Annotated in this window: 14 protein-coding genes and 1 riboswitch; of the genes, 9 read left to right on the top strand and 5 right to left on the bottom strand. The window is 73.8% G+C overall.

Features of this window, described 5'->3' with window-relative positions:
* Positions 1-7: 7 nt before the first annotated feature.
* Complete coding sequence (gene hutU, locus H283_RS0103660; protein WP_020142166.1) at positions 8-1,663, top strand: urocanate hydratase; 1,656 nt, start codon at positions 8-10, stop codon at positions 1,661-1,663.
* Positions 1,664-1,700: 37 nt separating this feature from the next.
* Here hutU and H283_RS0103665 read toward each other — a convergent pair whose 3' ends face one another.
* Entirely contained in the window at positions 1,701-2,078 is a 378-nt protein-coding gene (locus tag H283_RS0103665) for a DUF2256 and DUF3253 domain-containing protein (protein WP_020142167.1), read from the bottom strand.
* A gap of 34 nt (positions 2,079-2,112) precedes the next feature.
* A complete protein-coding gene (locus tag H283_RS0103670) occupies positions 2,113-2,646 on the bottom strand; it encodes an aminoacyl-tRNA deacylase (RefSeq protein ID WP_020142168.1) in 534 nt (177 codons plus the stop codon).
* A gap of 53 nt (positions 2,647-2,699) precedes the next feature.
* On the opposite strand from H283_RS0103670, the gene H283_RS0103675 reads away from it, so the two are divergent.
* Genes H283_RS0103675 through hutI form a run of 3 tightly spaced genes read left to right on the top strand, consistent with a single transcriptional unit; the run spans position 2,700 to position 6,501 of the window.
* Complete coding sequence (locus tag H283_RS0103675; RefSeq protein WP_020142169.1) at positions 2,700-3,965, top strand: allantoate amidohydrolase; 1,266 nt, start codon at positions 2,700-2,702, stop codon at positions 3,963-3,965.
* Positions 3,962-5,308 carry a formimidoylglutamate deiminase gene (locus H283_RS0103680; protein ID WP_028785308.1) on the top strand — a complete coding sequence of 449 codons (1,347 nt, stop codon included), beginning with the start codon at positions 3,962-3,964 and terminating at the stop codon, positions 5,306-5,308. The genes H283_RS0103675 and H283_RS0103680 overlap by 4 nt, the downstream gene beginning before the upstream one ends.
* Positions 5,305-6,501, top strand: coding sequence for an imidazolonepropionase (hutI, locus tag H283_RS0103685; protein WP_020142171.1), 1,197 nt, complete (start codon positions 5,305-5,307; stop codon positions 6,499-6,501). The genes H283_RS0103680 and hutI overlap by 4 nt, the downstream gene beginning before the upstream one ends.
* On the opposite strand, the gene H283_RS0103690 is transcribed toward hutI, so the two are convergent.
* Together H283_RS0103690 and H283_RS0103695 are read right to left on the bottom strand one after the other, a co-directional pair.
* On the bottom strand, positions 6,498-6,707 hold the full coding sequence (locus tag H283_RS0103690; RefSeq protein WP_020142172.1) for a DUF1918 domain-containing protein: 210 nt from the start codon (positions 6,705-6,707) through the stop codon (positions 6,498-6,500). The genes hutI and H283_RS0103690 overlap by 4 nt on opposite strands.
* A 91-nt stretch (positions 6,708-6,798) precedes the next feature.
* Positions 6,799-8,211, bottom strand: a complete 1,413-nt coding sequence (locus H283_RS0103695) for an MBL fold metallo-hydrolase RNA specificity domain-containing protein (protein WP_020142173.1) — start codon at positions 8,209-8,211, stop codon at positions 6,799-6,801.
* A gap of 162 nt (positions 8,212-8,373) precedes the next feature.
* Between H283_RS0103695 and H283_RS0103700 the strand changes: the two genes are divergently transcribed.
* Together H283_RS0103700 and H283_RS0103705 are read left to right on the top strand one after the other, a co-directional pair.
* Positions 8,374-9,558 carry a sensor histidine kinase gene (locus tag H283_RS0103700; protein WP_020142174.1) on the top strand — a complete coding sequence of 395 codons (1,185 nt, stop codon included), beginning with the start codon at positions 8,374-8,376 and terminating at the stop codon, positions 9,556-9,558.
* A gap of 44 nt (positions 9,559-9,602) precedes the next feature.
* The gene (locus H283_RS0103705) at positions 9,603-10,256 is read left to right on the top strand and encodes a response regulator transcription factor (protein WP_043648360.1); all 654 of its coding nucleotides are present in this window, start codon (positions 9,603-9,605) and stop codon (positions 10,254-10,256) included.
* 3 nt (positions 10,257-10,259) lie between these two features.
* Here H283_RS0103705 and H283_RS0103710 read toward each other — a convergent pair whose 3' ends face one another.
* Positions 10,260-10,727 (bottom strand): DUF4235 domain-containing protein, encoded by a 468-nt coding sequence (locus H283_RS0103710; protein WP_020142176.1) that lies wholly within the window; start codon positions 10,725-10,727, stop codon positions 10,260-10,262.
* 64 nt (positions 10,728-10,791) lie between these two features.
* Positions 10,792-10,908: riboswitch (TPP riboswitch) on the top strand.
* A gap of 89 nt (positions 10,909-10,997) precedes the next feature.
* Here H283_RS0103710 and H283_RS0103715 point away from each other — a divergent pair.
* The 3 genes from H283_RS0103715 (at position 10,998) to H283_RS0103725 (ending at position 14,557) form a co-directional block, all read left to right on the top strand.
* Positions 10,998-11,612: an ECF transporter S component gene (locus H283_RS0103715; protein ID WP_020142177.1), complete on the top strand. Its 615-nt coding sequence runs from the start codon at positions 10,998-11,000 to the stop codon at positions 11,610-11,612.
* Between the two features lie 22 nt (positions 11,613-11,634).
* Positions 11,635-13,965 carry an ATP-binding cassette domain-containing protein gene (locus tag H283_RS0103720; protein ID WP_020142178.1) on the top strand — a complete coding sequence of 777 codons (2,331 nt, stop codon included), beginning with the start codon at positions 11,635-11,637 and terminating at the stop codon, positions 13,963-13,965.
* Between the two features lie 61 nt (positions 13,966-14,026).
* On the top strand, positions 14,027-14,557 hold the full coding sequence (locus H283_RS0103725) for a hypothetical protein (RefSeq protein WP_020142179.1): 531 nt from the start codon (positions 14,027-14,029) through the stop codon (positions 14,555-14,557).

Consider the following 14,557-nt stretch of genomic DNA (forward strand, 5'->3'; position numbering starts at 1 on the left):
GAGTGACATGGAAGGTGCACGACCCGTCCGCGCGGCGCGTGGGACGACCCTGACGGCGCAGTCGTGGGCCACCGAGGCCCCGCTGCGGATGCTCATGAACAACCTCGACCCCGAGGTGGCCGAGCGCCCCGACGACCTCGTCGTCTACGGCGGCACCGGTCGCGCGGCTCGCGACTGGAAGTCCTTCGACGCGATGGTGCGCACGCTGACCACGCTCAAGCAGGACGAGACGATGCTCGTCCAGAGCGGCCGCCCCGTCGGCGTCATGCAGACGCACGAGTGGGCGCCGCGCGTCCTCATCGCCAACTCCAACCTCGTCGGCGACTGGGCGACGTGGCCCGAGTTCCGCCGCCTCGAGCACCTGGGCCTGACGATGTACGGCCAGATGACGGCCGGGTCGTGGATCTACATCGGCACCCAGGGCATCGTCCAGGGCACCTACGAGACCTTTGCCGCCGTCGCCGAGAAGAAGTTCGGCGGCACCCTCGCCGGCACGCTGACCCTGACCGGCGGCTGTGGCGGCATGGGCGGCGCGCAGCCGCTCGCCGTCACGCTCAACGACGGCGCCTGCCTCATCGTCGACGTCGACCCCGCCCGCCTCCAGCGGCGCGTCGAGCACCGCTACCTCGACGAGGTCGCGACCGACCTCGACGACGCCGTCGATAAGGCGCTGGCGGCCAAGCGCGAGCGCCGCGGCTGGTCGGTCGGCGTCGTCGGCAACGCCGCCGAGGTCTTCCCCGAGCTGCTCCGCCGGGGCGTCGAGATCGACATCGTCACCGACCAGACGTCGGCGCACGACCCGCTCAGCTATCTGCCCGAGGGCGTCGACCTCGCCGACTGGGCCGAGTACGCCGAGAAGAAGCCCGAGGACTTCACCGACCGCGCCCGCGCCTCGATGGCCAAGCACGTCAAGGCGATGGTCGAGTTCCAGGACGCCGGCGCCGAGGTCTTCGACTACGGCAACTCGATCCGCGACGAGGCCCGCCAGGGCGGCTACGACCGGGCCTTCGAGTTCCCCGGCTTCGTGCCAGCCTACATCCGCCCGCTCTTCTGCGAGGGCAAGGGCCCGTTCCGGTGGGCCGCGCTGTCGGGCGACCCGCGCGACATCGCCGCGACCGACAAGGCCGTGCTCGAGCTCTTCCCCGACAACGACCGCCTGCACAAGTGGATCCGGGGCGCGCAGGAGCGGATCGCCTTCCAGGGCCTGCCTGCCCGCATCTGCTGGCTCGGCTACGGCGAGCGTGACAAGGCCGGCCTGAAGTTCAACGAGATGGTGCGCACGGGCGAGATCTCCGCGCCCATCGTCATCGGCCGGGACCACCTCGACAGCGGCTCCGTCGCGAGCCCGTACCGCGAGACCGAGTCGATGGCCGACGGCTCCGACGCCATCGCCGACTGGCCGCTGCTCAACGCGCTCGTCAACACGAGCTCGGGCGCGAGCTGGGTCTCGATCCACCACGGCGGCGGCGTCGGCATCGGCCGCAGCCTCCACGCCGGTCAGGTCTCCCTCGCCGACGGCACCGACCTCGCCGCGCAGAAGCTCGCACGCGTCCTGTCGAACGACCCCGGCATGGGTGTCATCCGCCACGTCGACGCCGGCTACGACATCGCCGACCGCGTCGCGCACGAGCGCGGTGTCCGTGTCCCGATGCAGGAGGGCTGAGAGGGCGTATGCCGTCCGGTGGGGTCGTGCGGGCCGCTCAGCGGGGGCGGCGCACCGTGATCGGGCCCTTGGCGTGGTCCGGGTCGATGACCCGACCACCCTGGATGATCTGGGCGCGCCCGGCGGCGACGAGCCGTCGGGCGGCGTTCCGGGCCGGCTCGACGAGCGCCTCCCAGTCCGCGCCACCGACGGACCTGGCCGCCTCCGCCGGGTCGACCGTGGCCGAGGCGGCGTGCGCCCTGACGAGCTTGGCCAGGGTGTCCTCGAGCTCGAGGTCGACGGGGGTCAGGCCGTGCTTGCGGCAGTTGTCCGAGCACCAGCGCACCGTGGCCCAGTCGCGCTCCCAGGCCTTGCGCCACGTGATCGTGCGACCGCATCGAGCGCACGGTTTGGTGGGCAGCGGGGTGCGTGACATGTGCACAGTCTGCGCCCTCGGGGCCGTAGGGGCGTCAACGGTCCGTGCGGACCTCCTCGTCGGAGATGTCGGCGACCGTCGCCTCGAAGAGGCGGATGACGTCGTCGCCGTTGACGGTGAGGCCGATGCCGTGGCCGCCACCGCCGAGCGAGATGCGGCGACCGACGAGGTGCGTGTCGGCGATGACGGGAAGGCGCGCGGCCGAGCCGAAGGGCGTGATGGTGCCGCGCTCGTAGCCCGTGACGGCCTTGGCGGTCGCGGCGTCGGGCATCGAGATGCGGTTCGTGCCGAGCAGGGCACGCACCTTGGCCCAGGAGAAGGTGCGGTCACCGGGTACGAGGACGAAGACGTGGTCGTCCTCGGCCCGGCGCACGACGAGGGTCTTGATGAGGTCACGCGGCTCGATGCCCCGAGCGGCGGCCGCCTCCTCGAGACTCGACACGCGCCCGTGCCGGGTCACCGTGTGCTCGATGCCCGCCGCGAGGACCGCGTCGACCGCGGGCGTGCGGATCGGCGCTTCCGGGCCCGAGTCACTACGCTCGGCGGTGTCATCGCGGTCAGGATCCATGGGACAGAGCCTAGTTACACAGCCGGACGCAGACGCCGGCGTTGCGAGGAGTGGTGATCGAGGTGACGACGACGAGCTTCGACCGGATGTGGGCTGATCTCGAGCCCGTCGGCCGCGACGCCGGATCGGGTGGCTACCGCCGCTACGCGTGGACCCGGACCGACCACGACCTGCGGGAGTGGTTCGCCGCCGAGTGCGCCACCCGCGGTCTCGACCTCGTCGAGGACCGGGCCGGCAACCAGTGGGGCTGGTGGGGCGATCCCGACACGACGCCGGGGGTCGTCATCGGCTCGCACCTCGACTCGGTGCCCGACGGCGGCGCGTTCGACGGCCCGCTCGGCGTCGTCAGCGCCCTCGCGACCGTCGATGCGCTGCGCGACGCGGGCTTCGAGCCGGACGTGCCGCTCGGTGTCGTCAACTTCGTCGACGAGGAGGGGGCGCGCTTCGGCATCGCCTGCGCGGGCTCCCGGATCATCACCGGGGCCCTCGACGCCGACCGCGCCCGCTCGCTGACCGACGCCGACGGCGTGTCGATGGCGGAGGCCTGGCGCAGCGCGGGACGGGACCCGAAGACGCTCGGCCGTGACGACGACACCGTGCGACGCGTCGGCCGTTTCGTCGAGCTGCACGTCGAGCAGGGCAAGGCGCTCGCCCTCGCCCCCGACGGCAGCGAGGACCTCGGCGACCCCGGCCGGGCCGTCGCGATCGGCACCGACATCTGGCCGCACGGCCGCTGGCGGGTCGACATCCCCGGCGAGGCCAACCACGCCGGCACGACGCGCATCGCCGATCGGCAGGACGCGATGATCGGCCTCGCCACGGTCATCCAGGCGGCCCGGTCGTACGCCGTCGGGCTCGGCTGCGTGGCCACGGTGGGCAAGGTCCACGTCGTCCCGGGAGGCGTCAACGCGATCCCGAGCCACGTCACGGCCTGGCTCGACGTCCGCGGCCGCAGCGAGCACGTCGTGCACGCGGCGGTCGACGCCGTGTCGTCGGAGGCCGGTCGATCGGGCGCCACGACGACCCCCGAGTCGTGGACGCCGACGACCACCTTCGACACCGGGCTCGTCGGCAGGCTGCGCGAGATCCTCCCCGACGCGCCGCTGCTCGGGACGGGCGCCGGGCACGACGCGGGCATCCTCGCGACGCACGGCGTCCCGAGCGCGATGCTCTTCGTCCGCAACCCCACAGGAGTTTCACACTCACCCGCCGAGCTCGCGAGCACGGATGACTGTCACCATGGGGTCACGGCCCTGACAGCCGTCGTGACCGAGCTGTGCACAGGGAAGGACCCCGAGTCGATGAGCGACGCCCGATGACTGCATTCTGGTGCGAGAGTGCCTGGCTCACAGGAGGATTCGCGCGACGGGTCCGTCTCGTGACCCAGGACGGCCTCTTCAAGGAGGTCCTCGTCGATGCCGATCCCGAGCCCGACGACGTCCGCCTCGCCGGCGTGACGCTGCCCGGCATGGCCAACGCGCACAGCCACGCCTTCCACCGCGCCCTGCGGGGCCGGGTCAACGGCGGGGGTGGCAACTTCTGGAGCTGGCGGGAGCAGATGTACGCCGCCGCGGAGCAGCTCAACCCCGACACGTACTTCGCCCTCGCGCGAGCCGTCTTCGCCGAGATGGTGCAGGCCGGGATCACCGTCGTGGGGGAGTTCCACTACGTCCACCACCGTCCGGGCGGACACCCCTACGGCGACCCGAACGCCATGGGGCTCGCGGTGCGCCAGGCCGCCGACGAGGCCGGCATCCGGCTCACCCTCCTCGACACCTGCTATCTCGAGGGCGGCCTCAACGGCGGCGGCCACGTCGAGCTGCACCCCGGTCAGCGACGCTTCAGCGACGGCACCGTCGAGGCCTGGGCCACCCGGATGTCGGAGCGCCGCCCCGAGACCGACCGCGTGCGGCTCGGTGCGGCCATCCACTCGGTCCGCGCGGTCCGCCGTGAGGACCTGCCGCGGGTCGTCGAGGCGGCCGGCGACCTGCCGCTCCACGTGCACCTGTCCGAGCAGCACGGCGAGAACCTCGCCTGCCAGATGTTCTACGGCGCGAGCCCGACCCAGCTGCTCGACGAGGCGGGTGCCCTCGGTGCCCACTCGACCGCCGTGCACGCGACGCACCTCGAGGACCGCGACATCGACCTGCTCGGCGGCACCGGCACGGGCGCGTGCTTCTGCCCGACGACCGAGCGCGACCTCGCCGACGGCATCGGCCCGGCCCGGGCGCTCCACGATGCTGGCAGCCCGCTGTCGCTCGGCTCCGACCAGCACGTCATCATCGACCCCTTCGAGGAGCTGCGCGGTCTCGAGATGCACGAGCGGCTCGTCACCAACGAGCGCGACCGCTTCTCGGCCAACGACCTGCTCCTCGCGGCCTCCTTCAACGGCTACCGCTCCCTCGGCTGGTCCGACGGCGGCCACCTGAGCAAGGGCGCGCTCGCGGACTTCGTCACGGTGCGCACCGACACGGTCAACACCGCCGGTGCCGCGCACGACCAGATCATCTACGCGTGCGTCGCCTCCGACGTCTCCACCGTCGTCGTCGGTGGCGACGTCGTCGTCAGCGACGGCCACCACCGGATGGGCGACGTCGGACGGATGCTCGTCGGTGCCATCGACCGCGTCGCGGGAGGGGTCGTCGGAGGGGTGCACGCGTGAGCCTGCTCCTCACCGGCATCTCGGAGCTGACGACGAACGACCCGGCCCGCGGTGACGGCCACGCCGACCCCGGCGACGCCCTCCTCGGCGTCATCCGTGACGCGGCCCTCGTGGTCTCGACCGACGGCGTGGTCGAGTGGGTCGGCCCGGTCGCCGAGGCTCCTGACGCCGACACCCGCCGCGACCTCGGCGGGCGCGCGGTCATCCCCGGCTTCGTCGACTCGCACACGCACCTCGTCTTCGCCGGCGACCGCTCGGCGGAGTTCGCCGCGCGCATGACCGGCACGCCCTACGACGGGGGCGGCATCGCCGTCTCGGTCGCCGCCACCCGGGCCGCGAGCGACGACGAGCTGCGCGCCCTCGTCGCCGCCCGCGTCGCCGAGATGCGTGCCCAGGGCACGACGACCGTCGAGATCAAGAGCGGCTACGGCCTGACCCTCGACGACGAGCTGCGCAGCCTCCGCATCGCCCGCGAGGTCACCTCGCACACGACCTTCCTCGGAGCGCACGTCGTGCCGCGGGAGTACGCCCCGGACCGGGCGGCCTACGTCGACCTCGTGACGGGCCCGATGCTCGACGCGGTCACCGCCGACGGCCCCACCACGCTCGCCGAGAGCATCGACGTCTTCTGCGAGCCCCACTCGGCGCACGCCTTCGACGGCGACGAGGCGCGCACGATCCTCGAAGCCGGCCGCGCGGCGGGCCTGTCGCTCCGCGTCCACGGCAACCAGCTCGGCCCGGGCCCGGGCGTCCGCCTGGCCTGCGAGCTCGGCGCGCGCAGCGTCGACCACTGCACGTTCCTCGACGAGGCCGATGTCGAGGCGCTCGCCGCCGCCAGGGGCACGACCGTCGCGACCCTGCTCCCGGGCGTCGAGTTCTCGACCCGCTCGCCCTACCCCGACGCGCGGGCCCTCATCGACGCCGGAGTGGACGTGGCGCTCGCCTCCGACTGCAACCCCGGCACGTGCTACTCGTCGTCCATCCCCTTCGCCATCGCCCTCGCGGTGCGTGAGATGGGGATGACGCCCGCCGAGGCGCTGCACGCCGCGACGGCGGTGTCGGCGCGCTCGCTCGGCCTCGACCGTCGCATCGCGCCGGGACAGCCCGCCGAGCTGGCCGTCATCGACGCGCCGAGCCACCTGCACCTGGCCTACCGGGCCGGGGTGCCGATCGTGCGCGCGCTCGACCTCTAGGAGCCGGCTGCGTCGTCGGCCGGGTGCTCGCAGCGGAGCACCGAACCAGGTCCGGGATGGATGATCCCGGTGTGCCCGTCGGACCACTCGACGACGTAGGGAGGGGCACCGCCCTCGCCCTTCACCTCGCGGATGACGCCCTCGCGCGTGCTCTGACCGACGTGCTCCGCGGCCATCGTGATGCGGTCACCGACCCGTGCCTCCATGGCACACCTCCTCGCGCTGGGGATCCCCTCCAAGGACACCACCTCTTCGCCCCCGCGGGAAGGTCTTCGCGGGCCGAGTGACCGACGAACCTCAGTCGAGCAGCACCCGCTCGCCGAGGCGGGGCACCGAGACCGCACAGTCGAACCGTTCGCGTATGCCGTCCGCCAGCGCCCGCGCGGCCGCGGGCTCCCCGTGGACGACGTGGACGCTCTCCGGGGGGTGTGGCATCTCGCCGATCCAGGTGAGCAGCTCGTCGGCGTCGGCGTGCACCGAGAAGTCGTCGAGGGTGACGACCTCGGCCCGCACCGGCACGTAGCGTCCGGCCATCTTCAGCTCGCGAGCCCCCTCCTGCAGGTCGCGGCCCCGGGTGCCGATGGCCTGGTAGCCCGTGAGCAGCACGGTGTTCCGCGACTGGGGCAGCAGGTGGCGCAGGTGGTGCACGACCCGGCCGCCGGTCGCCATGCCGGAGGCCGACACGATGATGCACGGCGTGCCCGGGGTGTTGAGCCGGATCGACTCCTCGGCGGTGTGCGCGGTCCGCAGGCCGGACAGCCGACGCAGCCGGTCGAGGGCGCCCGGCCGCACCTCCGCTGCGTGGGTCGGGTCGCGGTAGATGTCGAGCGCCGCGAGGGCCATCGGGCTGTCGACCCACACCGGCACGTCGGGGATCGCGCCGCTCCGGACGAGGTCGGCGATGGCGAGCAGGACGATCTCGGTGCGGTCGACGGCGAAGGCCGGCACGACGACGCTGCCGCCTCGCCTGATCGTGCGCCGGATCGCGTCGGCCATGACGTGGTGCTCCGGGTCGACCTCGGGGTGTGCGCGGTCGCCGTACGTCGACTCGACGACGACGGTGCGGGCCGCCGGCGGTCGGGCGCGGGGAAGCAGCACCGGGTGGTCCGGGCGCCCGAGGTCACCGGAGAAGAGGACGCTCGCCCCGTCGACCTCGACGAGCACGCTCGAGCTGCCGAGGATGTGGCCGGCCGGCACGAAGGTCACGGTGGCGCCGTTCGGGCCGCCCACGCGTACGGCCGCGTCGTCGCCGACCGGGCGCAGTGCCGCGACGGCCACGTCGGCGTCACCGACGGTGTAGAGCGGCAGAGGCGGGTCGTGCCGCGACCAGCCGCCCCGCCGGGCGCCCTCGGCCTCCTCCTCCTGCAGGTGCGCGCTGTCGCGCAGGATGACGGCCGCGAGCGCCGCGGTCCCGGACGTCGCGTGCACCGGTCCGCCGAAGCCGCCCCGGACGAGCGCCGGCAGGTACCCGCAGTGGTCGAGGTGGGCGTGGGTCAGGGCCACGGCGTCGACCGATGCTGGGTCGACCGGCGGCGCCTCCCAGTTGAGCGACCGCCAGCGCCGCTCGCCCTGGTAGAGGCCGCAGTCGACCATGAGTCTCGCGCCCTCGCTCTCGACGAGGAACTTGCTGCCCGTGACGGTCCCGGCCGCGCCGAGGAACGTCAGTGCCGGCGCCGGTCCGTGCCGTTCGGGTCTCCCGTGACTGCTCATGGCCCCTCCTCGGGTCCCCCTCCATCGTCCTCCCGGCCGGGCGCCGATGACCCGGGCTCGCTGCGTGATGATGGAGACACCCGCCCGGCGGTCGGCGACGTCGGGCCGGTCTCCGACCACGGTCTGACGACCCGACCCCGAGGTCCTCGTAGGCTTCTGGGCGTGAGCGAGGGGAGTGTCTACGACTGGCTGCAGCGCCGGCCGATGCTCCTCGACGTCCCGCTGGCGGTCTGCCTCGCGCTCCTCGGGCTCGTCGTCCTCGGCGAGGGTCACGGCCTCGGCTGGGCAGTCGTGGGACTCTCCAACCTCGCGCTCATCTGGAGGCGTTCCCACCCGGCCACGGCGTTCGCGGTCGTCAGCGTCGCCCTCGCGCTCCGGGTCGTCCCGACGACCAACCTGCTTCCCGGTGACATCGCCTTCCTCGTCGCGCTCTACTCGCTCGCCGCCTACGACCGTCGCCGCGGCGTGCGCCTCGCCGGTCTCGGCGTCGCGGCCCTCGGGTCGGCCATCGCCGGTGCACGGTTCAGCGCCGTCAGCGGTCGCGTGCCCGGTCCCGGCGAGTTCATCTTCACCTTCGTCGCCTGCGCCGCGGCCTCTCTCGCGGCGTGGGCGCTCGGCGACCTCAAGCGTGCCCGCCTCCAGCGCCTCGCCGACCTCCAGGACCGCGCCGAGCGGGTCGAGCGCGAGCGCGAGCAGGCCCTCCGGCTGGCCGCCCAGCAGGAGCGCGCGGCCATCGCCCGCGAGATGCACGACGTCGTGGCGCACGCGCTGTCGGTCATCGTCGTGCAGGCCGACGGCGCCGCGTATGCCGCCGAGCGGAGCCCCGAGGGCGCGCTCGCCCGGTCGGTGGGCGCACTCGAGACCATCGGGTCGACGGCCCGCGACGCCCTGACCGAGACCCGTCGCCTCGTCGGGGTGCTGCGCGACCCCGAGTCGGGCGTCGAGCTCGCACCGACGGGTGGGGTCGCCCAGCTCGACGACCTCGTCTCAGGAGTCCGCGCGGCCGGGGTCCCGGTGGTGCTGACAATCCGGGGCGCGGAGCGCGCCCGGCCCGTGGGACTCGACCTCGCGGCATACCGCGTCGTCCAAGAGGCGCTGACCAACGTCATCAAGCACGCCGGTCCGGCCGCGAGCGCCGTCGTCGACGTCGAGCAGACCGACGAGGTGCTGCGGATCTCCGTGTGCGACGACGGGGTCGGGGCGCGCAGCGTCGACGACGGGCGCGGTCACGGGCTGCCCGGGATGCGCGAGCGCGTCGCCGTGCACGGTGGCACGCTGACGGCCGGGCCGCGTGCGGGCGGCGGCTTCGAGGTGCTCGCGACGATGCCGACGGACAGAGAGCGGTGACCGAGGTGACGACGGAGCGACGAACGGACCGGCCGACCCGGGTCATGATCGTCGACGACCAGGCGCTCGTGCGGGCGGGGTTCCGGATGGTCCTCGACGCCGAGCCCGACATCGCCGTCGTCGCCGAGTGTGCCGACGGGCTGGCCGCGCTCGACGCGCTGCCCGGCCGCGACGTCGACGTCGTGCTCATGGACATCCGGATGCCGCGGCTCGACGGCATCGAGGCGACACGTCGGGTCGTCGAGCGCGGCGACACCCCCAAGGTGCTCGTCCTGACGACCTTCGACCTCGACGAATACGTCTACGCGGCCCTGCGGGCGGGGGCGGCCGGCTTCCTGCTCAAGGACGCCGGCCCGTCGGAGCTGCTCTCGGCGATCCGGGCCGTCCACACCGGCGACGCCGTCGTCGCCCCGGGCCCGACCCGGCGGCTGCTCGACCGCTTCCTGCCGGTGCTCGCGAGCCCGGCGCAACCGTCCGGCCTCGAGCGGCTCGACGTCCTGACGGAGCGAGAGCGCGAGGTGCTCGAGGCCGTCGGTCGGGGCCTGAACAACACCGAGATCGCCGCGGCGTTCTTCGTCGCCGAGGCGACGGTCAAGACCCACGTGGGGCGCATCCTCGCCAAGCTGGGCCTGCGCGACCGGGTGCAGATGGTCGTGCTGGCGTACGAGACGGGGCTCGTGCGCGTCGGCGACGCCTGAGGGTCAGCGGCCGCCGGTGGCCTTGTCGATGGCCTTCTTCGTGGCGCGCTCGGCCTTGGCCTTGCCCCTGGCGAGCTGCTTCGAGGCCTTCTTGTCGGTGGGCGACACCTTCTCGTCCTCGAGAGCCTTGGGCAGGTGGCCGGTCGAGCGGCGGTAGTAGCTCGCCGCGCCGCGCTCGACGGCGACGCGGGCCGTGGCCACGGCCATCGACGAGAGCGCCGTGAAGAGGATGACGTCGCGGGTGCGCTCGCGCTCGAAGTCACCCTTGACGGGCACGTTGCGGCCGGTCGCGAGCTTCCAGCCCTTCTGCGTCGCGTCCGTCGCGATCTTCGTCGCGAGGATCGTCGAGCCGACGCTGAGGATCTTCCACACCGGGCCGCCGAGCGGCGTGCGGGGCGTGGCGGCGTCCTCGGTCCTGGCCTTGGCCCTGCCGAGCGCCTTGGTGGCCTTCTTCGAGTCCTTGGATCCCATGCCGTGACTGTACCCACGTGGTGCGGAGTAGAGTCACCCCCGACAACTGAAGAGCACCACCCACCCATCACGACAGGGGAGCGCGTCACGCGCTGAGAGTGCGGCAGCCCGAAGGGCCGAGCCGCAGACCCTCGAACCTGCTCCGGTTAGCACCGGCGAAGGAAGTCGGTATTTCTCAGGCCACTGCACGGCACACGTCATCGACGCGTGCCGTCCGGCTGGCTTCCCCCAGGTATCCACACGTATCCACTGGAACCCGGGAGACAGACCATGTCCACGACCATCACCGCGAGCGGTCCGCTGACCCGCTGGCGCACCATCGACCTGCTCACCTGTGCCTTTCTCGGCGTCGCCTTCGGCGTCGCGTACTGGGCCTGGGGGCTCGTCTACGCCGTCCCGTCGAACGCCGTGTCGGCGGCCTTCCCGCCCCTCGGCGCCCTCTTCAACTGGCCCTGGCTCGTCGCCGGCATCGTCGGCATGCTCATCATCCGGCGCCCCGGAGCGGCCGTCTTCACCGAGCTCCTGGCGGCCGTCGTGTCGGCGCTCATCGGCACGCAGTGGGGCCTGACCACGCTCGTCTCGGGCCTCGTCCAGGGGCTCGGCGTCGAGCTCGGCTTCGCCGCCTTCGCGTATGCCGTCTACAGCTGGGCGCCGCTGCTGCTCGGTGGCTTCCTCGGTGGCGCCTTCGAGGCCGTCTACGAGTGGTACTCCTACTGGACCGACTGGGGCTGGGGCTACAAGGTCTCCTACCTGCTCCTGCTCGGTGCGTGCGTCGCCGTCCTCGGCTCGCTCGTCGCCGTCGGCCTGACGCGACTGCTCGCCGCGGCGGGTGCGCTCAACCCGTTCCCTCCGGGCCAGGAGGTCCGCGAGCAGCGGGCCGTCTGACCCGGTCGACGTGGACGCGCCGATGGCACGAAAGACCGAACACCTCGACGCGCCGTCGCCGTCGGTGTCATCGGGCGTCGGCGTGCGCGTGCAGGACCTGACGTGGAGACCCTTCGGGCGCTCCCGTCCGGTCCTCGACGGCCTCGACCTCACCCTCGAGCCCGGCGAGCGGGTGCTGCTCGCCGGGCCGAGCGGGTCGGGCAAGTCGACCCTGCTCCGGGGCCTCGCCGGACTGCTGCTCACGGCTGACTCCGGCGAACTGTCGGGCACGGTGACCGTGGGCGGCTCTGCGCCACAAGAGGTTCCGGGATCGGTGGGCCTCGTCCTGCAGGACCCGGGCGCGGGCACCGTCGCCTCGAGCATCGGTCGTGACGTCGCGTTCGGCCTCGAGAACGTCGTGCTGCCGCCGGACGGGATGCCCTCCCGCGTCGCGGCCGTGCTGCGCGAGGTCGGGCTGACGATGTCGCCGGACAGCGCGCCGTCGACCCTGAGCGGGGGTGAGTCCCAGCGGCTCGCGCTCGCCGGGGCGCTCGTCATGGAGCCCTCGGTGCTCCTGCTCGACGAGCCGACGGCCATGCTCGACGCCGACACGGCCGCCGACGTGCGGGCCGTCGTGGCCGACGTCGTCGAGCGGCGCGGTCTCACGCTCGTCGTCGTCGAGCACCGTCTCGACGGTTGGCTCGACCTCGTCGACCGGCTCGTCGTCCTCGACGCGGCCGGCTCGGTCGTGGCCGACGGCAAGCCTCACGCCGTCCTTGCCACCCACGGTGAATCCCTTGCGGCGCAGGGCATCTGGGTCCCAGGCGTGCCCGACCCCGAACCGCTGCCGCTCGACCTCGAGCCGGCGCCGCAGGCGGCGGCCGGGCGGGTGCCCCAGGGTCGCGTCGTCGCAGCCGCCTCCGACGTCCGGGTCGAGCACCGGAGCCGGCGACTGGGGGAGCGGTCCCGCACGACGCTCGCCGTCGACGGCGCCGACCTCGAGGTGCGGGCCGGCCGGTCCGTGGCCCTCGTCGGACCCAGCGGCGCCGGCAAGTCCTCGCTCATGGCCGCCCTCGGCGGCCTCGTCGAGCCGTCGCGCGGCACGGTCGACGTCGCGCTGCCGCTCACCCCGGCCGAGACCGGCGACCGATCCGGCGCGCGGGACCGGCTCACGCCCCCGCACGAGTGGTCCTCGCTCGACCTCGCGCGCGTCGTCGCGTGGGTGCCGCAACGCGCGGCGACCTCCATCGTCGGCCGCACGGTGCGCGACGACGTGCTCACCACCCCGCTCGCGCTCGGGCAGGACCCCGCGACCGCCGGCCGACGGGCCGACGCGCTGCTCGCGGCGCTCGGGCTCGGGCACCTCGCGCAGGCCGACCCACGCCAGCTCTCCGGCGGCGAGCAGCGGCGCCTCGCCATGGCATCGGCCGTCGCGCACGGTCCCGCGCTCGTGCTCGCCGACGAGCCGACCGTCGGGCAGGACCGACTCACGTGGGCTGCCGTGTCCGGCGTCCTGGCAGCCGCGCGTGACGAGGGCGCGGCCGTCGTCGTCACGACCCACGACCCCGGCGTCGTCGACGACGCCGACCGCGTCGTCCGGCTGGAGGCGCCCACCCAGCCGCCGCCCGACCCGGAGCCGGAGCGTCACCCCTTGCTCGCCCGGGTCGGACCCCTGGCCCTGCTCGGGGCGGCCCTGTGCGTCCTGCCCCTGCCCGCGCTGCTCGAGACGTGGCGCCAGGGACTCGCCGTCCTCGTCGTCGAGGTCGTCCTCGGCCTCGTCGGCCTTCTCGCCCCGGGCCGTGGCCGCGCCCCCGAGGGGCGCCTCCGGGGCGTCCTCGCGCGCCTCGCCCCGGCGGCGCTCGCCGTCGTCGGCGTCGCCTGGTCGGCGTGGCTCCTCGGCGGCCGGGACCTCGAGGTCGCCGCGGGAGCCGCCCTGCGCGTCCTCTGCCTGCTCGTGCCCTCGGCCTTCGTCGTCGGCTTCATCGACCCGGAGCGTCTCGGCGACCACCTCGCCCAGCGGCTCCGTCTCCCGGCCCGACCCGTCGTCGCCGCGACGGCGGCGCTCCAACGGCTCCAGTCCTTCGACACCCTGTGGGGCGAGCTCATGACGACCCGCCGGGTGCGCGGCATCCGGGCCGACCGCGGGGCCCTCGCCCGCGGCCGCGAGGCGGTCGTCGTCACCGGAGGGCTCCTCGTCGGTGCCCTCGGACAGGCCTCGGCCCTCGCGCTCGCGATGGACGCCCGGGGCTTCGCGGAGGCCCGCCGGCGCACCTGGGCGGGGCCGGCGCCGTGGCGCCTGCCCGACACGCTGGCCCTCGGCGCCGGCCTGCTCGTGGTCGCCGCGGCCGTCGCGGCCCGGCTGACGCTGTCCTGACGCCCTCGCGGGGCACAATGGGCGGCGCACACCTGCCGACAGGAAGGGGCCGCACGTGCCCATGCCAGGCCGACCCCGCCGAGCCACCCGGACCCACCGCACCCCGAGGGCGTATGCCGTCCCGACCATCGCGCTGGGCCTGTCCGTGTCGCTCGTGCTGGCGATCTCCGGCTGCGGCCAGCCCGCCCCGTCGTCGCCCGACGACGCCGTGGCGCCGACGGTGAGCGTCCCCGTCCAGCCGACGATCACGGCCGAGACCCCGAGCGACGACGTGCCCGACCCCGTCGACACGACCGACCCCGGCGACGGTGGCCTCTTCGACGCCGCTTCGAGCCTCACCGGGGCGACGTGTGCGCCCACGGGCGAGTCGTGGAGCTTCACCGGCACCCTCACGAACTCCGACACGCAGGAGCACACGTTCACCGTGGCGGTCTTCATCGTCAAGACCTCCGACGGCTCGGACGTCGCCGGCAAGGAGGTCGAGGTCAAGCTCGCCGCCGGAGCCACCGCGCCGGTCTCCATCAAGGACTTCCACACCGGGCCGAGCAAGGGCGTCGAGTGCCTGAGCGGCGTCACGGTGAAGGGCCTCTGA

It is taken from the genome of Terracoccus sp. 273MFTsu3.1 (genome assembly GCF_000383675.1).
Lineage (GTDB): Bacteria > Actinomycetota > Actinomycetes > Actinomycetales > Dermatophilaceae > Terrabacter.

Bases quoted from the DNA above. Each gene is read 5' to 3' on its own strand.
- H283_RS0103690 (WP_020142172.1), bottom strand. From the start codon at position 6,707: ATGGAGGCACGGGTCGGTGACCGCATCACGATGGCCGCGGAGCACGTC.
- H283_RS0103715 (WP_020142177.1), top strand. From the start codon at position 10,998: ATGTCCACGACCATCACCGCGAGCGGTCCGCTGACCCGCTGGCGCACC.
- H283_RS0103705 (WP_043648360.1), top strand. From the start codon at position 9,603: ATGATCGTCGACGACCAGGCGCTCGTGCGGGCGGGGTTCCGGATGGTC.
- H283_RS0103695 (WP_020142173.1), bottom strand. From the start codon at position 8,211: ATGAGCAGTCACGGGAGACCCGAACGGCACGGACCGGCGCCGGCACTG.
- H283_RS0103680 (WP_028785308.1), top strand. From the start codon at position 3,962: ATGACTGCATTCTGGTGCGAGAGTGCCTGGCTCACAGGAGGATTCGCG.
- H283_RS0103665 (WP_020142167.1), bottom strand. From the start codon at position 2,078: ATGTCACGCACCCCGCTGCCCACCAAACCGTGCGCTCGATGCGGTCGC.
- hutU (WP_020142166.1), top strand. From the start codon at position 8: ATGGAAGGTGCACGACCCGTCCGCGCGGCGCGTGGGACGACCCTGACG.
- H283_RS0103725 (WP_020142179.1), top strand. From the start codon at position 14,027: ATGCCAGGCCGACCCCGCCGAGCCACCCGGACCCACCGCACCCCGAGG.
- H283_RS0103670 (WP_020142168.1), bottom strand. From the start codon at position 2,646: ATGGATCCTGACCGCGATGACACCGCCGAGCGTAGTGACTCGGGCCCG.
- H283_RS0103720 (WP_020142178.1), top strand. From the start codon at position 11,635: ATGGCACGAAAGACCGAACACCTCGACGCGCCGTCGCCGTCGGTGTCA.
- H283_RS0103710 (WP_020142176.1), bottom strand. From the start codon at position 10,727: ATGGGATCCAAGGACTCGAAGAAGGCCACCAAGGCGCTCGGCAGGGCC.